Genomic DNA, 20,335 nt, shown 5'->3' with positions numbered 1-20,335 from the left:
GACACCTCTCGGCCGATTGCTGGCCGCGGGGCGCCGATGGCCTGCTGTGGCAGCGGCTCGAGTATGCGGGGCCGCGGCGACGGGATGCTCCCGAGACCGATAAGTACACAGGAAGCCACGGCCGCTCTACCCGATGGCGCGGCGATGATTGTGGGGCTTCCCTCCTGCGACGTCGCAGGCAGGCTTGGTGGAGCCTGCCGGCACGTGCGATGCCGCTCGAGGACGCCCGGCGACATCGTCTCGACTGTCCCGCTATGGCGAGCGTGGCAGGAAGGAAGCCCGAACCCATGACTTCAACGGGCACAGTCCATAGTCCCACAACGATTCAGGCCCGCGCCGGGATCGACTGCGCGATCGTGGCGAATCACCAGTGCGAGCTGATCGAATATCGCAACGACGGCACGACACGAACAACCCGCAAGACCATCCCGAGCACCGCGGCCGGGATGAACGAGCTGACCAGGTTTCTCGCAGCAGTCGACGTCGCCGTCGACGTGGTCGCTGAACCGACTTCCCTGACCTGGGTTGGTATCCAGGCTGCGGTCGGCGCCGCCGGCGGCCGGTTCTACCTGATCGGCACCAGGCACTCCTCTCGACTGCGCGCAGCGGTGGCCGGCAAGAACAAGTCCGACGTCATCGATGCGCATCTGCTGGCCAAGGCGCTCGACTTGTTCGACCTTGAACCGCTCGTCGTCGCCGACGTCGGTTCCGAGGCCATCAAACGCTCGGCCCTTTCGCGGGGCGATGCCCGCGTGCACTACGACCAGTGCTGGCGCCGACTTCGTTCTTACGTCGCCGCCACCGTTCCGGACATCGACAAGATTCTCGCCGGATCTCGTACCCGCACGTTGGCGGTGCTGGGGCGGTGGCCTGACCTGCGAGCCCTGGCCCGAGCACACCGGTCCACGATCGCCGCGGTGCTGCGCCAACACTCCTACTGTAGTGGCCGACAAGAGCAGATCGCTGACCAACTGCGCAGTGCCGCGGCAGCCTGGGTGAGCATCCTCGAGGACTACTATGACCTCGATTTCTGGAGGTCGAAAGTAGCTGGAATGCTCGCCGACATCGATCAGGCCGCGGACCGATTCGACCGCTACACCGAGCAACTCGACGGGCTCTGGCACGCCTTCTACGGCCCCGATGATCTGCTGCTCTCGGTGCCGGGGACCGGCCCGATCACCGCGGCGACGATTCGTGGCTGGCTCGGCGACGGGTCCCGTTTCGCCCGCCCCGAGGACTTCGCCTCCTACTGCGGACTGACCCCATCGAACTGGTCGTCGGGAACCATGGAGCACAAACATCGCGCGATCAGCAAGGAAGGCCCGTCGGCTTTGCGGATGGCGGTGTTCCTCGCCGCGAATGCGGCACGCACATCCGACCCGCAGCTCGCTCGGGTGTACCACCGGCTCATGGTCGACAAGGGTCAGCACCACAACAAGGCCGTGTGCGCGGTCGCCCGCAAGCTCGCCGAGCGGATCTGGATCGTCGTGCACCGCAACGCGCCCTACGAGTACCGCGACGACGACGGCGCGATCCTCGACATCACCCAGGCTCGGGCCATCGTCCGCGAGCGCTACCAGGTGCCCGCGGAAGTCCGCGCCCGCCACCGCAACCACACCACCGCCCAAAGGAGAGCCCGACTGGCAGCCTGACCCCTCCCTCGCCTCGCCACCACGAGGCCCCAGATCAGCCGTAGAGCCCGGCGCTCTACGGCGCCTCGACATGCATCCCGACAGGACCATCCTGAGGGGGGTTGACAATCGTTAGGGAATCTCTTCCGGATTCAGAGTGCATTGATCCGATCCCGCAGCTGTCCGGAGTGAATCAGTGACCGCAAGATGTAGTGCTTGAGGTTCCGGAAGCCCAGGGCGATTCCGCGGAGGTGTTCGAGCCTGCCGTTGATGGCCTCGACGGGGCCGTTGGAGGCGCCCACGTCGAAGTAGGCGAGGATCTCGCGGCGGCGCTTCCATAGCGACCGGCCCAGCTGGGCGAGCTCGGGCAGCTCCTTGGGCACCCCGGCCCGGATCGACTTGAGGAGCTTGTACATCGCGATCTTGCCCTCCCGCCTGCCCGAGGCCTCGTAGGCGGCGATGAGTCGCTGGTAGACGCTGTAGGTGACCTCCACCGCCGCGTGCGCGTCATTGGCGGTGAACGCCTTGAACAAGCGGACTTTCTGCTTGTCGGTAAGCAGCTCAGCGCGGGTGCGCAGGGTGCGGCGGATGCCGTACAGCGGATCGCCGGTGCGGCCCCGGTGTCCGGTGGTGGCCTGCTGGATCCGTTGGCGGCACACGGTGAGCTTGGCGGCGGCAAGATGCACGACGTGGAACGGGTCCATCACCGTGCGTGCTGCGGGCACGGCCTTGGCTGCGGCGGAGTGGTAGCCGGCGAACCCGTCCATCGTGACCACCTTGACTCGATCTCGAAACACCTGGTCGCGGGCGTTGAGCCACTCGGTGAGGACCTTCGCCGAGCGCCCGGGGATCATGTCCAACAGACGAGACGGGCCGGTGCCGTCCACGACCGGGGTCAGGTCCACCAAGACGGTGACGAACGAGCTGCTGCCGTCGCCGCGCACGTGCTTCCATTTGTGCTCATCGACCCCGAGAACGCGGACGCCATCGAAGTGTCCGGGCTGGTCGTAGACCATGGCGCGGGTCTCGGAGACCGCCAGGTCGTTGACCAGATCCCAGCCCAGCCCGAGGGCCTTCGCGACGGCGGCCACGCTGGTGCGGTCGATCGCCAGGCGCTGCAGAATCCAGCGGCTGCACCGGCGGGTGGTCTTGGCCCGCGGCTCGGCCAAATCAGGCATGCGCTGCTGGAAAATCCTCGTAGCGCACTCGGTGTTGTCGCAGGTGAAGCGTGGTACGCGTACGTGCAGTCTGGTGGGATGGCCGACGATCGGCAGATCGGTCACCTTCCGCTCGATGTGGTCACGCAGCCTCCCCTCCGTCCCGCAGTCGGCGCACACCGGGTCCAGCGTGACCGGGGAGCAGAACAGGTGCGTGAACTCGTCGGCCACCGCGGCGTCGGTGATCGTCACCCCGAGCTCGACGGTGCGGCAGATGGTGTCGGCAAGCAGGCTGGCGGTAGCGTTCAAAGCGGGTCCTGGGTGGTTCTGGGTGCAGGTGTAGGAACCGCAATCCTCACACCCCCAGGACCCCTACATCTTGTGCCTCACCGCATCACCGCAGCATCCCCGCTACGCACTCCGGATCCGGAAGAGCCTCCAAGGCCCTTCCGGATTCAGAGTGCATTGATCCGATCCCGCAGCTGTCCGGAGTGAATCAGTGACCGCAAGATGTAGTGCTTGAGGTTCCGGAAGCCCAGGGCGATTCCGCGGAGGTGTTCGAGCCTGCCGTTGATGGCCTCGACGGGGCCGTTGGAGGCGCCCACGTCGAAGTAGGCGAGGATCTCGCGGCGGCGCTTCCATAGCGACCGGCCCAGCTGGGCGAGCTCGGGCAGCTCCTTGGGCACCCCGGCCCGGATCGACTTGAGGAGCTTGTACATCGCGATCTTGCCCTCCCGCCTGCCCGAGGCCTCGTAGGCGGCGATGAGTCGCTGGTAGACGCTGTAGGTGACCTCCACCGCCGCGTGCGCGTCATTGGCGGTGAACGCCTTGAACAAGCGGACTTTCTGCTTGTCGGTAAGCAGCTCAGCGCGGGTGCGCAGGGTGCGGCGGATGCCGTACAGCGGATCGCCGGTGCGGCCCCGGTGTCCGGTGGTGGCCTGCTGGATCCGTTGGCGGCACACGGTGAGCTTGGCGGCGGCAAGATGCACGACGTGGAACGGGTCCATCACCGTGCGTGCTGCGGGCACGGCCTTGGCTGCGGCGGAGTGGTAGCCGGCGAACCCGTCCATCGTGACCACCTTGACTCGATCTCGAAACACCTGGTCGCGGGCGTTGAGCCACTCGGTGAGGACCTTCGCCGAGCGCCCGGGGATCATGTCCAACAGACGAGACGGGCCGGTGCCGTCCACGACCGGGGTCAGGTCCACCAAGACGGTGACGAACGAGCTGCTGCCGTCGCCGCGCACGTGCTTCCATTTGTGCTCATCGACCCCGAGAACGCGGACGCCATCGAAGTGTCCGGGCTGGTCGTAGACCATGGCGCGGGTCTCGGAGACCGCCAGGTCGTTGACCAGATCCCAGCCCAGCCCGAGGGCCTTCGCGACGGCGGCCACGCTGGTGCGGTCGATCGCCAGGCGCTGCAGAATCCAGCGGCTGCACCGGCGGGTGGTCTTGGCCCGCGGCTCGGCCAAATCAGGCATGCGCTGCTGGAAAATCCTCGTAGCGCACTCGGTGTTGTCGCAGGTGAAGCGTGGTACGCGTACGTGCAGTCTGGTGGGATGGCCGACGATCGGCAGATCGGTCACCTTCCGCTCGATGTGGTCACGCAGCCTCCCCTCCGTCCCGCAGTCGGCGCACACCGGGTCCAGCGTGACCGGGGAGCAGAACAGGTGCGTGAACTCGTCGGCCACCGCGGCGTCGGTGATCGTCACCCCGAGCTCGACGGTGCGGCAGATGGTGTCGGCAAGCAGGCTGGCGGTAGCGTTCAAAGCGGGTCCTGGGTGGTTCTGGGTGCAGGTGTAGGAACCGCAATCCTCACACCCCCAGGACCCCTACATCTTGTGCCTCACCGCATCACCGCAGCATCCCCGCTACGCACTCCGGATCCGGAAGAGCCGGTTTGTGCCCGTCGTGCGTACTCAGGGACGGTCTCGACGCGGCCGATTCCAACAGCACGTTGATCGCGTCGCACGTGCTGTCCACGTCCGGGGCCGAGAACGGCACCCTCAACCACAACGACCACTCCTGTAGGCGCGTCGACGTCGCGTCGTCGAGGTCGGGCCTGCGAACGCCATGGGCGCGGAGCACGGTGACGGCGGTGTCGACGGCCCATCCTCGGGCGGCGAGTGAGGCCAGTTCCGCCGCGAGCGTGGGGCCGACCATATTGCCATGGTTGAACTGCACTGACCCATTGCACCACAGTCAGTTCATGACGAGAACAGCCTGTTCACCCATTGCTCTCGACCACGACCTCTCGGCCCCGCCACCCGCGGATCCGGGCGCGCATCACCATGACTGGCTGGCCCGCTCCTCGCACCGCACCAGCGAGGGCATCGTGGCCTACCAGTCCTGCTTCTGCGGGGCGCATCGCGTCCTGCGTGCCGGCGTGCCCGTCGCCCGGGTGGAAGAGAACGCTGGCTTCAGGTCGGGGTCGAACGCTCCTTCACCTTGAACCAGATCGAGAAGTCCTCGGCGGCCCGACGTACGACGTCGTAGCTCGACCCGCCGGTGAGGTCGTTGAAACTGTCCCGCACGCCGTCGACCCCGGCCGACTGAGTTTCCTTGGGGATGCCGAAACCCATTTTCCAGTCGGCGAAACTGCGATCGGCTGCGGGTTCCGTCAGCAGCACCCGAACACGACTGTGCCGGTCATCGGCTGCGATTCGCGTCATCAACGCGTCTATCGCAGACGGGGGACCTTCGAGAAACTGAATGAAGCAGTTGTTCCTGAAGAGAAGAACTCCGGTGATCCCGGCTGCACGATTGCGCTCCCGGGAGGTGAACAGAATGGACTCCAGATCGCCCGGCATCATCTTCCGCACCGGCACACTCGTGTACACGAGATATTTGAGCCCGGGCACCCCAGGCGACGCGGGGGAATCAGTATCCAGCGACATTCAACTCTCCATCGCTCGCGTCGGAAAAATACAGACTATTCAGGCTGGACATCGCCTCGTCCAGCGATCTGGACTCGCCCCGTGGTCTCGACATCCTGTCGTAGCAGATAAAGATGCCGCTAGCGTCCCGGTCGATATAACCCACAAAGTTCCCGCGGAAATTGCCGACAAAGAAACTGTCTTCCACCTGAGACCATTGTATTTCCTGGTCCCCACCGATTGCCGAAGCCACTCCCACCCCTTTTTTCTACAAGGTGTCCCACCATGTGACGAACTGTTGAACTACTCCGTCAGGAAGGCGCACACGGTCATCATGATGGGCGTCGGGGGACCGCGCCACCGATAGCACCGGCCGCGGCCGGGACTCGGGCGACCGCGCCGACTGGTCCGGGCCGCGGCCAGACCCCGCCCGGCCGAATGACGTTCCGGCCCAGCCGGCGTGACTCCGCAGCGCCCCGGCTACCGGGCTCAGCCGCCCACGGCACCAGGCTCGGACCACCTCGGACCACAATGCCGCCCCGGCCACCGAGTTGGGGCAGACTGACCGAATGTTACTGACGATCACTGCGCGCCGTTCGGAGGCGCTCGCCACGCCAGGTGATCTGGGTTTTCTGCTGCACAAGCATCCCGACAAGGTGCAGTCATTCGGGGTGTACGCCGGCACTGCGCATGTGTTCTACCCCCAGGTCAGCGCGGACGCGTGTACTGCTGCGTTGCTACTGGAGGTGGACCCGGTCGCGCTGGTCCGGGGACGATCCGGGCGCAGTGACGCCTTTGCGCTGGGGCACTACGTCAACGACCGCCCGTACGTGGCGTCCTCGCTGCTGGCGGTGGCGATGGGAAAAGTGTTCCGGTCAGCGCTCAACGGTCAGTGTGTCGGCTACGAGGACCTGGTCGAGTCTCCCCTGGATCTGACGATCTCTCTGCCGACGGTGCCCGGTGAACCCGACCTGGTGCGCCGGTTGTTCGCGCCACTGGGATGGGACATCCAGGCCGAGCCGATCGCGTTCGACGCCACCCGACCCGAGTGGGGCGCGGCGCCGCTGGTGTCTCTGACGCTGACCGGGTCGGTGCGGCTGGCGGACGCGCTCAGTCACCTGTACGTCCTGCTCCCCGTCCTCGATGAGGCCAAGCACTACTGGGTGGGCCAGGACGAGGTCGACAAGTTGTTGCGCGCCGGAGAGGGATGGCTACCCTCTCACCCCGAGCGCGACCTGATAGCGCATCGTTCCCTGGCCGGTCAGCGCGATCTGCGCGAGAACGCGCTGACCCGTCTCGCCGAACTAGATGACCGCACCCGGGAGAACGGCCGTGACGACGCGGTTGGCACGGACGAGGCCGCCAGCCCACGCCCCCTGGTCAGGGTGCGTCATGACGCAGTTCTGAAGGTGGTCCGCGATCTGGCGCCGGTGTCGATCGCCGATGTGGGCTGCGGCTCAGGCGCACTGCTGGGCGGCTTGCTCAAGGTCCAGGGCGTGGCACGCGTGATCGGTACGGAGGTCTCGGACATCGCCTTGTCCACAGCTGCCACGCGGTTGAACGTGGACTCGATGACCGAGCGCCAGGCCGACCGCCTGTCCCTCCTGCGCTCCTCCCTGATGTACGAGGACGAGCGGCTGGCCGATCTCGATATGGCGATCCTGATGGAGGTGATCGAGCACGTCGATCCCGACCGTCTGCCGGCGGTGGTGCGCAACGTGTTCGGCGCGATGCGTCCCCGGCACGTGGTGATCACCACGCCCAACGTCGAGTACAACGTGCACTACCCGGCGCTGGCCACGGGAGGCTTCCGGCACTCGGATCACCGTTTCGAGTGGACCCGCGAGCAGTTCCAGACCTGGGCCCACTCGGTGGCCCGGGCGCACGAGTACCAAGTGGATTTCCGCCCCGTCGGTGAAGCGGACCCGCAGGTCGGGCCGCCGACCCAGATGGCCGTGTTCAGTCGTTCCGCCCCCGTGGAGGTGCCCGCATGAGTGAGCTGCCCATCCCGGAGCTGTCCCTGGTCCTGCTCATCGGTGCCAGTGGTTCCGGCAAGTCGACCTTCGCGGCGACCCATTTCACCCCGACAGAGGTGATCTCCAGCGACGACTGCCGGGCGATGGTCTGCAATGACCCCAACGCCCAGGACGCCACCGCAGACGCGTTCGCGGTGCTGGAGTTCATCGCGGGCAAGCGCCTGGCTCGCGGGCTACTGACCGTGATCGATGCGACCAATGTGCAGCCGGCGGCCCGCAGATCTCTGTTGGCCCTGGCCAAGGAGCACGACGTGTTGACCGCTGCCATCGTGCTCGACCTGCCCACCTCGGTGGCTGTGGAGCGCAATGCGGCCCGCGCGGGTCGCGATTTCGGCGCCCGGGTGATCAAGCGCCAGCAGGACCAGCTGCGCCGCTCGCTGCGCGGGCTCAAGAAGGAGGGGTTTCGCTCCATCCACGTGCTGGATTCGGAGCAGGCGGTGGCCGAGGCCTCGATCGTGCGGACCCGGTTGTTCAACGACCGCCGCGACGATCACGGCCCGTTCGATGTGATCGGCGATGTCCACGGCTGCCGCGCCGAGCTGGAGGAGTTGCTCGGGACACTGGGCTACACCCTCGAGAGGGACCAGGCGCGCCGGGCGGTCGACGCGCGCCACCCTGAGTCGCGGCGCGTGGTGTTCGTGGGCGACCTGGTCGACCGCGGGCCCGACTCTCCGGGCGTGCTGCGGTTGGCGATGGGCATGGTCGAGACCGGTAACGCCCTGTGCGTGTCCGGCAACCACGAGGCCAAGCTCGCCAAGGCGCTGGGGCGAGGGTCGGTCAAGGCCACTCACGGTCTGCAACAGACTCTGGATCAGTTGGCGACAGAGGACGGCTCGTTTGTCGCCAGGACGCGTGCGTTCTGTGACGGTCTGGTGGCGCACTACGTCCTGGATGACGGCAACCTGGTCGTGGCACACGCCGGCCTGAAGGAGAAGTACCACGGTCGCGCGTCCGGGCGGGTGCGGGCGTTCGCGTTGTACGGGGACACCAGTGGCGAGACCGACGAGTTCGGCCTGCCTGTCCGCTATCCGTGGGCCGAGGACTACCGCGGGTCAGCGACGGTGTTGTACGGGCACACCCCGGTCACCGAGACGGAGTGGGTCAACAACACCATGTGCCTGGACACCGGGTGCGTGTTCGGCGGGTCCCTGACCGCGCTTCGCTACCCTGAACGCGAGATCGTCTCGGTGCCCGCCCAGGACACCTACTACGAGCCGATCCGGCCCCCGGCGCCGCCTGAGCGGGATCCCGCGACGTTGAAGCTGACCGACGTACTCGGGCCCCGGATCATCGAGACCCAGTACATGGGACGGGTGTCGATGCGCGACGACAATGCGGCAGGGGCGCTGGAGGTGATGAGCCGCTTCGCCGTCGACCCGGAGCAGCTCTTCTACCTCCCGCCGACCATGTCACCAGTCGACAGTTCCCCGCGCGACGACCTCCTCGAACACCCTGATCAGGCGTTCGACCACTTCGCCAAGCAGGGCGTCGAGCGCGTGATCTGCCAGGAGAAGCACATGGGTTCCCGCGCGGTCGTGCGCGTGACCGACCAGGGCGGCGGGGTGATCCACTCCCGCACCGGTCGCTCCTTCCTGCCCGATGACCGGCAGTCGGTGGTCCTGCAAAGGATCGCTCGCGCGGCCACAGCCGCCGGGGTGTGGGAGGACCTGGGCGCCACCTGGCTGCTTCTCGATACCGAGATCCTGCCGTGGACGCTCAAAGCCGAGCCGATGATCCGGGACCAGTACGCCGCTGTGGGCGCCGCCGCTACCACCGCCCTTCCGGCCGCTGTCCGCGTGCTCGACGCCGCCGCTCGTCGCGGCATCGACGTCGAGGATGTGCTCTCCCGAACCCGCAGCCGAGCGGGCAATGCCGAGCGATTCGTCGAGGCCTACCGTCGCTATATCCAGCCGGTCGACAACGGGCTCGGCCTGCAGATCGCTCCGTTCCAGTTCGTGGGCAGCGACGCCGGCACCTACGAGAGCCGGGACCATCGCTGGCACCTGGGTCTGGCGGATCGACTCATCGCCGCCGACCCTGAACTGTTCCGCACCACACGCCGCCTCGTCGTCGACGTCGCCGGCGAAGGTTCGCGCGCTGCAGGGTCGGCGTGGTGGGAGGAGCTCACCGCCGCCGGCGGGGAGGGCATGGTCGTCAAGCCATTGGCCAACCTCACCCGAGGAAAAAAGGGCCTGGTCCAACCAGGACTCAAGGTCCGCGGACGTGAATACCTGCGCATCATCTACAGCGCCGACTACACCACCCCGGCGACACTGGCCGGCCTCAAGAATCGCTCGCTCGGACAGAAGCGTTCCATGGCGCTACGTGAGTACGCGCTCGGCCTCGAAGGGGCACGCCGGGCCGCAGCCGGTGAGCCGCTCTGGCGAGTGCACCAGTGCGTCTTCGGCGTCCTGGCCATGGAGTCCGAACCCGTGGACCCGCGGTTGTGAGTTTGTGCGCAGGGAACCCGGCCAGGGATGCCGCAGCACGTTCTACCTCGCGCCGATTCGTTCTGGTACCGGATAGGCGGGGTATGACGGGCGACCGCGATCCGGGGCGGGTGCTCCGGCCCAGCTGAAGACCACGGTTACTTGGCAGCACCTTCGTGCGGGTGCCTCTCCGCGCTGCCTCCGGTCCGATTGAATCGGACCGGAGTAGTCGGGCGCGCAGGTCGCTGACCGACGAGAGTTGATCGTGAAGGGAGCGACCATGATCGAGTTTCTGAACCGCCTCGTCGACGAGATCGAACGACACCTCGGCGATGAGCTTGACGTCGATGCGATCGCCCGCGAGAGGGGGACGACCGGCTATCACGCCCGCCGGATGTTCTCGTCCCTCGCTGGGATGCCGGTGTCGGAGTACGTCCGGCGTCGACGCATGACAGTCGCTGCGTCCGACGTGGTCGGTGACGAAGACCTGCTGACGATCGCAGTGCGGTACGGGTATGGCTCCACCGAGGCCTTCGGTCGAGCATTCCGTGCCGTGCACGGCGTGAGCCATGGTGACGTACGACGTCATGGCGGCCCCCTTCGCAGCCAACCGCAACTCAGGTTCCGCCTGACCGTCGAAGGGAGCGTCCCCATGGATGCCCGAATCCTCACTCACCACGCTATTCGCCTGATCGGCCACGCCACCCGGGTGCCACTGAGCCACGAGGGCGTCAACGCGCACATCGAGCGGCATATCGCTTCTCTGCCCGCCGCCGAGCACGATCGCCTGAAGCAGCTCAGCGGCACTGAACCTTCGGGGCTGCTGCAGGTCAGCGCCGATGTCGATTCGGACTACGTGGAGGGCAGTGAACTGACCTACCTACACGGCGTGGCGGTCGACGCCGACGCCGACGTTCCCGACGACCTCGACGTGATCGACTCGGCCGCTGGGGAGTGGGTGGTTTTCCGTACCTCCGGGCCGCATCCGGCGGCCCTGCAAGAGGCGTACGCAGCCTCCGCAACGGAGTGGTTCCCCTCCAATCCGTGGAGGTTGCGCCCCGGTCCATCAATCGTGTCGGTACTCGACCGCGCCTCGGACTTCAGTACGGCGACCTGCGAACTCTGGTTCCCGATCGAGCGCGCGTAGTTGAGGTACGGGTCGGGCTCCGGAGTCAGACTTCAGAATGTGCGAGTCGGCCATCCGACGATACGGAGTGGGAGGCACGCGAATTCGAGCCTCTTCAAGCACCTCGATAGTCAGCGCAGCAATAGATCGCGGTCAACCCGTCCCATGCCGTCCCGCCCGGTGCGGAGTGGCCCGTCATGGTCGGGCCGGCCCCCCTGCGCCGGTGGACGACTCGGCGATCTGTTTGATCGCGCCGAGCGTCTTCGGGATGCCGTCGAGGGCCTGCTGCGTGCGGTCGGCGATCTCAGTGGGCGCCCGGTCGCCGAACTTCTCCTCGAACATGGCGATCCCGCCGGGCAAGAACTCCCAGGACTCGGTGAGCATCGTCCCTGTCGGCGCAGGGGCGAGAGTGAACCCCCAACGGACGAAGCTGCCGCCCACGACCCAGGCGAACTCGCGCCCATGCTCGGCCGCTACCACCACCGACCGGGTCTCCCACGTCCGGTGCGGGAGCTCGTTGCGCCCGGTGAACCAGGCACCGACCTGACCGGCCTCGTCCTCGTCGTCCCACCAGCACGAGGTGCAGACCGGACTCCACTCGCCGGTACGGGTGATGTCGGAGACCACGTCGTAGAGCGTCTCGGCCGGCGCCTCGACAGTGACGGACTCCCGGTGACTGCGAATGCTGGTTCCGCTCATGTCTCCACCCTCCTCAACAGGGTCACTTCTTCTGCCGCCGGCTGCCGCCGTGCCAGTCCTCTTGCGTGCCGACCGTGTCGGCGTCGACTCCGAGCGCGGCCAGCTGTGGCAGCTCACGCAGGCTGCGCTTGAGCTCGGCAAACCCCGGGAAACGGGCCAGCCCGACCACGTGGTCCCACAACTCAACCGCCGAGTCCCCATGTGGCAGCCGGCTGATCACGGGCCCGAAGAAGGCGACGCCGGTCGGTGGCTCGAAATGGATGATGGGCGTGCCCACGTCCTTGCCCGTCAGCGAGAGCGCCTCGTCGGTCTCCCGGCGGATCTCGGCGTCCCACGACTCGTCATCGAGGGCGTCAGCCAGCTCGATCGGCAGGCCAGCGTCGGCGAGGATCAACTCGGCGAACTCGGGAGTCCCCCGCCGCTCACGCACCTCGCCTTCGCTGCGGTCGTCGCCGGCGCCCGGAGCGGTGTCGAAGATGTGCGCCCCGAAGGCGGCGTACAACGGCCCCATCGCCGCCCGGCCATGCTCAGCTCGCGCACGCGCCGCCACTCTCAGGAGCCGCAGCCCGGCGGTATGGCCGGCTTCGTACTCAGGCGGGAAGTGCGCGTCGTAGTCGACCTCTGCGTTGACCAGGCGCAACGAGATGAACCGCCAGTCGACGGTGTAGTCGCGCTGCGCCTGCACCTGACGCACCCACTTGCTGGTCATCCAGGCGAAGGGGCACACCGGGTCAAAATAGAAGTTGATGTCGGCGTCCATACGCCCACCCTAGCCAGGTGTCCTTTTCACGGAGGCTGGGAACGCGGTTGGCGGGTGAGGCGCCGTCGAGTTCGGTATGGCCTCGGTGAGAACTGCAGTGGTACAGGAACTCCGGTAGAGCGGCTTAGCGCTCTCGCTCGGCGCTCTTCAGCCGCTCGATACCCCAATTCTGGAAACAGCGACTCTGGAGTAACCAGTGGCATGCTGACGATATGACGAAGCCGACGACCATTGATGAATATGTCGAGGCGTTCCCCCCGCCGGCGCAGCGACAACTCAGCGCGATTCGCGAGCTTTGTCGGGCCGCCGCGCCGACTGCTGGCGAGCAGCTCAAATGGAGACATCCGGCCTACGTGCACACCGATGGCGTCATCTTGTTTATGTTCAGCGGCCATGCCAAGCACGCCAGCTTGGCATTCACACCCAGCACACGTGCGGCTTTCGCCGACGACCTCACCGGCTTTCACACAGGCAAGGGAACCGTCGCATTGCCGTATGGCACCGCCGTGCCCGTCGATCTTGTCCGCCGGATGCTCGAGTACCGCGTGCTCGAGTACGAGGTCCATGGGGTCAAGTGGATGTAGCGCCACATTTTCCGTGGTTGTCCACCTCTCGCGCTTGTCGAGGTCGGGTGAGTCGTAGCGGCCGCATCCGGCGCTAGCTTTGATGTCCGGATGAGGGCTCGTGCCCGCCAGCACCCGCCCCCCTTTTCCTGCAGAACACCGCACAGCGCTACTTGACCAATCTGCGTCCGTGCCGATGGCGTTTGACGACGCCAAAAGCCCTGTTCAGCGTATCGGCCAAGTCCGAGCCTGAACTCCTCCGAGCTACCCCGCCACCCGCCGCCGCTTCGACTCCCTTTCCGGATCCGAGGCGTACAACCAGGACTCCGCTTCCCCCGGCCGGACCAGCGCCCGGCCCACCAGGATCACCGCGGCCTGGCGCAGGCCGGCGGACTCGACCGCATCGGCGATGTCGGCGAGAGTCCCGCGCAGCTCAACACGGTGCGGCCGGCTCGCGTTGGCCACCACGGCCACCGGGCAATCCGCGCCATGGGTGGGGACCAGCCGATCGGCCAGCTCGCGGATCCGGGTGATCGCCAGGTGCAGCACCAGCGTCGCCCCGGTGGCGGCGAAGTTCTCGAGCGACTCCGTCGACGGCATCGCCGTCGACCGGGCCTGGACCCGGGTGAGGACCACCGACTGCACCACCTCGGGAACCGTCAGCTCCACCCCCAGCTCCGCGGCAGCCGCCGCGTAGGCGGGGACGCCGGGCACCACGTCCCAGGGAACGCCCGCTGCATCGAGGCGACGGGTCTGCTCGGCGAGCGCGGAGTACAGCGACGGGTCACCCGAGCACAGCCGCACCACCTCGAGCCCCTCGGCGTGGGCGGCGACGATCGCCGCGATGATCCCGTCCAGGTCCAGGTGCTGGGTGTCCACCACCCGCGCGTCCGGTCGGCAGTGGTCGAGCACGCCGTCGTCCAGATAGGTGCCCGCGTACAAGCAGACGTCCGCCGCGGCCAGAGCCGCGGCTGCACGCAGCGTGAGCAGGTCAGCGGCGCCGGGGCCGGCACCCACGAAGTGAACGGTCACGAGGTCTCCCCTGTCTCCCAGGAATCGGCCGCATCGGCAGAATCAGCCGCAGCGGCGGAATCCGCCACAGCAGCGAAGGGCTTGATCGCGCACCACTGGACCACGGCCCGCGCCGGAGCCCAGCCGGTGAACGTGCCGATCGAGTCGGCGTGTTCCACGTGGAACCGTGCGAGCTCGCCGCCGAACTCCGCGCGGGCATCGATCAACACCCGCTCCGTCTCGATCGTCACCGCGTGGGCCACCAGCCTGCCACCGGGACGCAGCGCCTCCCAGCACTGCCGCAGCAGACCGGGCGCGGTGCCGCCGCCGCCCACGAACACCGCATCGGGCTGCGGCAGCCCCTCGAGAGCCTGCGGTGCCCGGCCGCGGACGACCTCCAGCGACGGCACCCCCAGGCGCTCCGCGTTGCGCCCCACCCGCGCCGCCCGCTCCAAGTCCGCCTCTACAGCAATAGTTCGGCAGGACGGGTGCGCACGCATCCACTCGATGCCCACCGCTCCGGCGCCGGCCCCCACGTCCCACAACAGTTCCCCGGGGGCGGGGGCGAGCCGCGAGAGGGCCGAGGCGCGCAGGTCGCGGCGGGTGAGTTGGCCGTCGTTCTCGAAGGCGTCGTCGGGCAGGCCGGGAACGAACCCGAGCGGGCGCGCGGCGGGCCCCGCCACACATTCCACGGCCAGGACGTGGAGCTGCGGCGCCTCCCCGCCGGCCGGCCACTCGTCGGCGAGGCAGCTCGTCCGGGCCTCGGCGGGACTCCCCAGCTCGGAGAGGACGGTCATGGTGCTCCGTCCGAAACCGGCCGCGGCCAGCACCCCCGCGACGTGCCCGGGAGTGCGCCGGTCGGCGCTCAACACCAACAGCCGCCGCCCCGGGGCCAGTTCGCGCACGAGCACGCGGTGGTCGCGCAATACCGCCACCGTCTCGGCGGGCCACCGCATCCGGGCCCGGGCCAGCGCGACCGACGACACCGCTGGCAGCACCTCCACAGAATCGGAGCCGAGCAGGTCGAGCAACGTCGTGGCCACCCCGGCCACCAGCGGGTCACCCGAGGCCAGGGCCACGATCGACCGTCCGTCGTAGCGCTCCAGAACCTCGGACAACCCGGAACGCATCGGCCGCGGCCACGGCTCCCGTTCGGCGGTCACCTCGGCCGGAACCATCGCCAGGTGACGCTCCCCGCCCAGCAGGACGTCGGCGCCCAGGACGGCGCTGCGGCGCATCTCGTCGAGCCCCGCCCAGCCGTCACCGCCGATGCCGACGACCACCACCTGTGCGTTCATGACGCGGAACCCTACCGTCGAGCCCGGCCGCCCGGACCGCGAGGACACTGGGTAGCCTCGGCCAGGACCAACAACTTCATCCCAACAGCACGAGGTGCCCCACGACCCGCCCCAGGCAGGTCGGAGGGGAGAATCAGGGAAGCCGGTGAGAATCCGGCACAGGGCCCGCTACGGTAACCCGGCCTCTCAGGCGATCGCGCCCAGCGCGAACGCCCGAGATGAGCCGGGAAGTCCGGAGACCGGCCTCGCGCTGACCAGCCTGGCAGACGAGAGCGGGAGCCCCCATGCCACTGCACTACCCCTTCAGCGCTGTCGTCGGTTCCGACGACATGGCGCTGGCCCTCCTACTGAACGCGGTCTCACCAACAGTGGGCGGCGTGTTGATCCGCGGCGAAAAGGGCACCGCCAAGTCCACGATGGTCCGCGCCCTCGCCGGGATCCTGCCGCAGATCGAGGTCGTGGCCGGCGACAGGTTCTCCAGCGCCCCGGACGACCGCGGCACCTACACCCCCGACGGCCCGATTCCCCATGACGCACCCACCGAGCACCGGCCGGTCCGGCTGGTGGAGCTGCCGATCGGCGCGACGGAGGACCGCATCGCCGGGTCGCTGCACCTGGAGAAGGCCCTGAGCGAGGGCGTCACCGCGTTCGAACCCGGCCTGCTGGCCCGCGCGCACCGCGGGCTGCTCTACGTGGACGAGGTCAACCTGCTCCACGACCACGTGGTGGACCAGCTCCTCGACGCCGCCGCCATGGGCCGGGTGACCGTGGAGCGGGACGGGGTGTCGGTGGAGCACGCCGCCCGCTTCGTCCTGATCGGCACCATGAACCCCGAGGAGGGCGAGCTCCGGCCCCAGCTGCTCGATCGCTTCGGACTCACCGTGGAGGTGTCCGCTCCGCGCGAGGCGGCGCTGCGGGCCGAGGTGATCCGCCGCCGGATCGCCTTCGACTCCCACCCGGAGGACTTCTCCGCCACCTTCGCGGCAGATGAACTCGCCCTGCGCGAGCGGATCGTCGCCGCCCGTGACCGTGTGGGTGGCATCGAGCTCACCGACTGGGCGCTCACCACGATCGCGACCGTCTGCGCCGGCTTCGACGTCGACGGCATGCGCGCGGACATCGTCACCGCCCGCACGGCCGCCGCCCACGCCGCCTGGGAGGGCCGGACCCGCATCACCCGCGCCGACATCCGCGTGGCCGCACGCATGGCGCTCCCCCACCGTCGGCGCCGCGCCCCGTTCGACGCCCCCGGCCTCGACGAAGAGCTCCTCGACCGCCTCCTGGGGGACGACGACGAGCCCGATCCGCGGGACGACGGCCCCGGCACGGGCGGCCCGGGAGACGACGGCAACCCCGGCGACAACGATAAGAACGACGACGACAACACGAGCGACTCCCCGACCGGCCAGCAGGACCCGCAGTCCGGCGCATCCGCCGAGGACACCGACGACGCCGGTAACACCGATGCCCGGCAGCACTCGACCGGGGAGAACACCCCCGCCTCCGCCGAGCACGAGAACCACCACCCGGACAGCCGCCAGAGCCCTGAGTCAGACGCGGGCGAGGACGGGCCGGGGCCGGAGTCACGCGACGGCACTGACGCCGGCACTGACTCTGGCACCGTCACCGGCGACCCGCGGCAGGAGGACCACGACGCCGGTGAGAACGGCCGGCCGGGCGGCTCGACCGATCCGGGGACGGTCACGGCTGCCTCGGCGCCATACCGTACGCGGCTGCTGACCGTCGCCGGGACCGGCAACGGCGTCTCCGGCCGCCGGTCCCGGGCCATCACGACCACCGGCCGTCGCACGGGCTCGGCCGGGTTCACCGGCTCCGACGTGCACCTGCCCGCCACCATCCGCGCGGCCGCGCCCCAGCAGGCCGCGCGCGGGCGCCACTCGGGCCGCGACGGCGGGCGGCTGCTCCTGTCCGCCCGCGACCTGCGCTCGGCGGTCCGCGAGGGCCGGGAGGCCAACCTGGTGCTGTTCTGCGTGGACGCCTCGGGATCGATGGCCGCGCGCACCCGCATGGAGCAGGTCAAGACGGCCATCCTCTCCCTGCTGCTGGACGCCTACCGCCGCCGCGACAAGGTGGGACTGGTGACCTTCCGCGGGTCCGGCGCGCAGGTCGCCCTGCCGCCCACCTCGTCGGTGGACGTGGCCGCCGCCCGCCTGGCCGAACTGCCCGCCGGGGGCCGCACCCCACTGGCGGAGGGGCTGCTCACCGTCGCCGAGGTCCTGCGCATCGAGAGGGTCCGCGATCCGCAGCGACGACCGCTCGTCGTCGTCGTCACCGACGGCCGCGCCACCCACGGCCCGGACGCCCTCGCCCGGTCCCGCGCCGCGGCGGCCGGGCTGGCCTCCCACGGCGTGGCGTCGGTGGTGGTGGACTGCGAGAGCGGCCGGTTCCGCATGGGCCTGGCCTCCGAGCTGGCCACCCACCTGGGCGCCGAACACATCCCGCTGGGCGAGGTGACGGCCGAGGGACTGACCGACACCGTCCGCGCTCGCACGGCCCCCGCCCGTCGCAACCCGGCACTGACCGAGGGAGAGGTGGCCTGATGCCGCAGGGACAACCGGCCATCGTTCCCGACGACGGGCTGAGTACGCGGCAACGCCGCAACAAGCCGCTGATCATGGTCCACACCGGGCCAGGCAAGGGGAAGTCGACTGCCGCGTTCGGCCTGGCCATGCGCGCCTGGAACCAGGGCTGGGACATCGGGGTGTTCCAGTTCGTCAAGTCCGCCAAGTGGCGCATCGGCGAGCAGACGGTGATGGAGCGCCTCGCCCGCCTGCATGCCGAGGAGGGCGAGGGCGGGCCCGTCGAGTGGCACAAGATGGGCTCGGGCTGGTCGTGGTCGCGCAAGGACGGCACCGAGGACGACCACGCCGCGGACGCCGCCGAGGGGTGGGCCGAGATCAAACGCCGGCTGGCCACCGAGCGACACGACCTCTACCTGCTCGACGAGTTCACCTACCCCATGAAGTGGGGCTGGGTGGACGTCGACGACGTGGTGGAGACGTTGACCTCGCGCCCCGGTCGGCAGCACGTGGTGATCACCGGGCGCGACGCCGACCCCCGGCTGATCGAGGTCGCCGACCTGGTCACCGAGATGACCAAGGTCAAGCACCCGATGGACGCCGGCCAGAAGGGCCAGCGGGGGATCGAATGGTGACCGCCTCGTCCAGCGGGTCGCGCACCGAGCTGCCCCGGTTGATCGTGGCCGCCCCGGCGTCGGGTCACGGCAAGACCACCGTCGCCACCGGGCTCATGGCGGCGCTGCGCCGGAGGGGCCTCACGGTCTCCGGCCACAAGGTGGGACCGGACTACATCGACCCCGGCTACCACGAGCTCGCCACCGGGCGGCCGGGCCGCAATCTGGACCCACACCTGGTCGGCGAGGACAGAATCGTTCCCCTCCTGCTGCACGGCGCTCAGGCCGCGCCGCGCCCGGCCGACGTCGCCGTGATCGAGGGCGTGATGGGCCTGTACGACGGCCAGATCGGGGGCGACGGCTTCTCCTCCACCGCCCACGTCGCCGGCCTCACCGACACCCCGGTACTGCTCGTGGTGGACATCTCTCACGCCTCGCGCAGCATCGCGGCCGTGGTCCTGGGGATGGCCACGTTCGACCCCACCGTCCGGATCGGCGGCGTGATCCTCAACAAGGCCGGATCCCTCCGGCACTCCGACGAGGTCCGCCGGGCCCTCGAGCCGCTGGGGATCCCCGTGCTCGGGGTACTCAGTCGCGACGACGACGTCACGGCGCCGTCCCGCCACCTCGGGCTGGTCCCGGCGGCCGAGCGACCGGGGGCCGCCAGCAGCCTCGACCACCTCGCCGGCCGCATCGCCGCCTCCGTGGACCTGGACGCGGTGATGCGGCTCGCCCACGCGGCGCCGCCGCTGCGGGGTTCGGCGTGGTCCGCGGAGGAGGCGCTGGTGGGGGGCCTGCCCGACTCGGGACCGCCGGCACTGGCGTTGTCCGGGCCCCGGCGGCCGGTCGTCGCCGTGGCGGGGGGACGCGCCTTCACGTTCCGCTACGCCGAGACCGTCGAGCTACTCCACAGCGCGGGCTGCGACGTGGCGGTGTTCGACCCCCTCGCCGACTCCGCACTTCCCGAGGGAACTGCGGGGATCTACCTCGGCGGGGGGTTCCCTGAGGTGCACGCCGCGGGGTTGGCCGCCAACCGGCCGATGCTCACGGCCCTGCGGACCGCCCTCGGCGCCGGCGTGCCGACGGTGGCCGAGTGCGCGGGCCTGCTCTACCTCTGTCGCACCCTCGACGAGGCCCCGATGATCGGTGCGGTCCCGGCGGACGCGGCAATGTCCCCCCGGCTCACGCTCGGCTACCGTCGCGTCACCGCGCGGAGCACGAATCTCCTGGCGGCGGCGGGCACCGAGGTCACCGGCCACGAGTTCCACCGCACCACCGTCACCCCCGGCGCCGGACACTCCTCGGCGGGAATAGGCGGCGCGGAAATGAGCGGGGCGGGGATGCGCGGGGCGTGGACGGGACCCGAGCGCGACGAGGGCTTCGCGACCGACACCCTGCACGCGTCGTACCTCCACACCCACTGGGCCGGGCACCCGTCGCTCGCGGCGCGCTTCGCGGCGGCGGTCACCCGGCACGCCGCCGGGGCGACGGCGACGTCCGTCGCGGGACCGCGTACCGACGGCGATACGGACCGCATGTCGGCGGTTGTCGACATACGGTCCGTATGAACCGGTCCAGGTGAGCTGAGGGGGCAC

General features: G+C 69.0%; 17 protein-coding genes and 1 riboswitch. Of the genes, 8 read left to right on the top strand and 9 right to left on the bottom strand.

The window, feature by feature from the left end:
- Positions 1-209 precede the first annotated feature (209 nt).
- Positions 210-1,652 (top strand): IS110 family RNA-guided transposase, encoded by a 1,443-nt coding sequence (locus tag A6048_RS00955; protein WP_107747830.1) that lies wholly within the window; start codon positions 210-212, stop codon positions 1,650-1,652.
- 131 nt (positions 1,653-1,783) lie between these two features.
- On the opposite strand, the gene A6048_RS00950 is transcribed toward A6048_RS00955, so the two are convergent.
- The 5 genes from A6048_RS00950 to A6048_RS00930 all read right to left on the bottom strand — a co-directional run bounded on the left by A6048_RS00950 (position 1,784) and on the right by A6048_RS00930 (position 5,872).
- The gene (locus tag A6048_RS00950) at positions 1,784-3,097 is read right to left on the bottom strand and encodes an ISL3 family transposase (RefSeq protein ID WP_107747829.1); all 1,314 of its coding nucleotides are present in this window, start codon (positions 3,095-3,097) and stop codon (positions 1,784-1,786) included.
- Positions 3,098-3,243: 146 nt separating this feature from the next.
- Positions 3,244-4,557: an ISL3 family transposase gene (locus A6048_RS00945; protein WP_107747829.1), complete on the bottom strand. Its 1,314-nt coding sequence runs from the start codon at positions 4,555-4,557 to the stop codon at positions 3,244-3,246.
- A gap of 85 nt (positions 4,558-4,642) precedes the next feature.
- Positions 4,643-4,972 carry a hypothetical protein gene (locus A6048_RS00940; protein ID WP_211310054.1) on the bottom strand — a complete coding sequence of 110 codons (330 nt, stop codon included), beginning with the start codon at positions 4,970-4,972 and terminating at the stop codon, positions 4,643-4,645.
- A 236-nt stretch (positions 4,973-5,208) separates the two neighbouring features.
- A complete protein-coding gene (locus tag A6048_RS00935) occupies positions 5,209-5,685 on the bottom strand; it encodes a BLUF domain-containing protein (RefSeq protein ID WP_107747828.1) in 477 nt (158 codons plus the stop codon).
- Positions 5,669-5,872 carry a hypothetical protein gene (locus A6048_RS00930; protein WP_235027571.1) on the bottom strand — a complete coding sequence of 68 codons (204 nt, stop codon included), beginning with the start codon at positions 5,870-5,872 and terminating at the stop codon, positions 5,669-5,671. The genes A6048_RS00935 and A6048_RS00930 overlap by 17 nt, the downstream gene beginning before the upstream one ends.
- A 361-nt stretch (positions 5,873-6,233) precedes the next feature.
- Here A6048_RS00930 and A6048_RS00925 point away from each other — a divergent pair, with 361 nt between their 5' ends.
- The 3 genes from A6048_RS00925 to A6048_RS00915 all read left to right on the top strand — a co-directional run bounded on the left by A6048_RS00925 (position 6,234) and on the right by A6048_RS00915 (position 11,276).
- Positions 6,234-7,658: a 3' terminal RNA ribose 2'-O-methyltransferase Hen1 gene (locus A6048_RS00925; RefSeq protein ID WP_107747826.1), complete on the top strand. Its 1,425-nt coding sequence runs from the start codon at positions 6,234-6,236 to the stop codon at positions 7,656-7,658.
- A complete protein-coding gene (locus A6048_RS00920) occupies positions 7,655-10,150 on the top strand; it encodes a polynucleotide kinase-phosphatase (RefSeq protein ID WP_107747825.1) in 2,496 nt (831 codons plus the stop codon). The genes A6048_RS00925 and A6048_RS00920 overlap by 4 nt, the downstream gene beginning before the upstream one ends.
- Positions 10,151-10,409: 259 nt before the next feature.
- Positions 10,410-11,276, top strand: a complete 867-nt coding sequence (locus tag A6048_RS00915) for an AraC family transcriptional regulator (protein ID WP_107748072.1) — start codon at positions 10,410-10,412, stop codon at positions 11,274-11,276.
- Positions 11,277-11,450: 174 nt separating this feature from the next.
- Here A6048_RS00915 and A6048_RS00910 read toward each other — a convergent pair whose 3' ends face one another.
- Complete coding sequence (locus A6048_RS00910; protein ID WP_107747824.1) at positions 11,451-11,954, bottom strand: SRPBCC family protein; 504 nt, start codon at positions 11,952-11,954, stop codon at positions 11,451-11,453.
- 22 nt (positions 11,955-11,976) lie between these two features.
- A complete protein-coding gene (locus tag A6048_RS00905) occupies positions 11,977-12,714 on the bottom strand; it encodes a mycothiol-dependent nitroreductase Rv2466c family protein (RefSeq protein WP_107747823.1) in 738 nt (245 codons plus the stop codon).
- Positions 12,715-12,926: 212 nt separating this feature from the next.
- Between A6048_RS00905 and A6048_RS00900 the strand changes: the two genes are divergently transcribed.
- Complete coding sequence (locus tag A6048_RS00900; RefSeq protein WP_107747822.1) at positions 12,927-13,298, top strand: iron chaperone; 372 nt, start codon at positions 12,927-12,929, stop codon at positions 13,296-13,298.
- Positions 13,299-13,541: 243 nt separating this feature from the next.
- Here the strand turns inward: A6048_RS00900 and A6048_RS00895 are convergent, their stop codons facing one another.
- Positions 13,542-14,309: a cobalt-precorrin-4/precorrin-4 C(11)-methyltransferase gene (locus tag A6048_RS00895; RefSeq protein ID WP_107747821.1), complete on the bottom strand. Its 768-nt coding sequence runs from the start codon at positions 14,307-14,309 to the stop codon at positions 13,542-13,544.
- Positions 14,306-15,586: a precorrin-6y C5,15-methyltransferase (decarboxylating) subunit CbiE gene (gene cbiE / locus A6048_RS00890; RefSeq protein ID WP_107747820.1), complete on the bottom strand. Its 1,281-nt coding sequence runs from the start codon at positions 15,584-15,586 to the stop codon at positions 14,306-14,308. The genes A6048_RS00895 and cbiE overlap by 4 nt, the downstream gene beginning before the upstream one ends.
- A gap of 75 nt (positions 15,587-15,661) precedes the next feature.
- A riboswitch (cobalamin riboswitch) is annotated at positions 15,662-15,848 on the top strand.
- A gap of 22 nt (positions 15,849-15,870) precedes the next feature.
- Between cbiE and A6048_RS00885 the strand changes: the two genes are divergently transcribed.
- Genes A6048_RS00885 through A6048_RS00875 form a run of 3 tightly spaced genes read left to right on the top strand, consistent with a single transcriptional unit; the run spans position 15,871 to position 20,308 of the window.
- Positions 15,871-18,147, top strand: a complete 2,277-nt coding sequence (locus A6048_RS00885; protein ID WP_107747819.1) for a VWA domain-containing protein — start codon at positions 15,871-15,873, stop codon at positions 18,145-18,147.
- Positions 18,147-18,761 carry a cob(I)yrinic acid a,c-diamide adenosyltransferase gene (gene cobO / locus A6048_RS00880; RefSeq protein ID WP_107747818.1) on the top strand — a complete coding sequence of 205 codons (615 nt, stop codon included), beginning with the start codon at positions 18,147-18,149 and terminating at the stop codon, positions 18,759-18,761. Before A6048_RS00885 ends, cobO begins: the two co-directional genes overlap by 1 nt.
- Positions 18,758-20,308 (top strand): cobyrinic acid a,c-diamide synthase CobB, encoded by a 1,551-nt coding sequence (locus A6048_RS00875; protein ID WP_425320803.1) that lies wholly within the window; start codon positions 18,758-18,760, stop codon positions 20,306-20,308. The genes cobO and A6048_RS00875 overlap by 4 nt, the downstream gene beginning before the upstream one ends.
- The last annotated feature ends 27 nt before the right edge of the window (positions 20,309-20,335 follow it).

This window comes from Dietzia psychralcaliphila (assembly GCF_003096095.1).
In the GTDB taxonomy this organism is placed as follows: domain Bacteria; phylum Actinomycetota; class Actinomycetes; order Mycobacteriales; family Mycobacteriaceae; genus Dietzia; species Dietzia psychralcaliphila.
Note: the sequence above shows the minus strand (reverse complement) of the source record. Positions and strands in the feature narration are given on the sequence as shown.

Bases quoted from the DNA above. Each gene is read 5' to 3' on its own strand.
- A6048_RS00910 (WP_107747824.1), bottom strand. From the start codon at position 11,954: ATGAGCGGAACCAGCATTCGCAGTCACCGGGAGTCCGTCACTGTCGAG.
- cobO (WP_107747818.1), top strand. From the start codon at position 18,147: ATGCCGCAGGGACAACCGGCCATCGTTCCCGACGACGGGCTGAGTACG.
- A6048_RS00905 (WP_107747823.1), bottom strand. From the start codon at position 12,714: ATGGACGCCGACATCAACTTCTATTTTGACCCGGTGTGCCCCTTCGCC.
- A6048_RS00900 (WP_107747822.1), top strand. From the start codon at position 12,927: ATGACGAAGCCGACGACCATTGATGAATATGTCGAGGCGTTCCCCCCG.
- A6048_RS00885 (WP_107747819.1), top strand. From the start codon at position 15,871: ATGCCACTGCACTACCCCTTCAGCGCTGTCGTCGGTTCCGACGACATG.
- A6048_RS00915 (WP_107748072.1), top strand. From the start codon at position 10,410: ATGATCGAGTTTCTGAACCGCCTCGTCGACGAGATCGAACGACACCTC.
- A6048_RS00935 (WP_107747828.1), bottom strand. From the start codon at position 5,685: ATGTCGCTGGATACTGATTCCCCCGCGTCGCCTGGGGTGCCCGGGCTC.
- A6048_RS00955 (WP_107747830.1), top strand. From the start codon at position 210: ATGCCGCTCGAGGACGCCCGGCGACATCGTCTCGACTGTCCCGCTATG.
- A6048_RS00920 (WP_107747825.1), top strand. From the start codon at position 7,655: ATGAGTGAGCTGCCCATCCCGGAGCTGTCCCTGGTCCTGCTCATCGGT.
- A6048_RS00925 (WP_107747826.1), top strand. From the start codon at position 6,234: ATGTTACTGACGATCACTGCGCGCCGTTCGGAGGCGCTCGCCACGCCA.
- cbiE (WP_107747820.1), bottom strand. From the start codon at position 15,586: ATGAACGCACAGGTGGTGGTCGTCGGCATCGGCGGTGACGGCTGGGCG.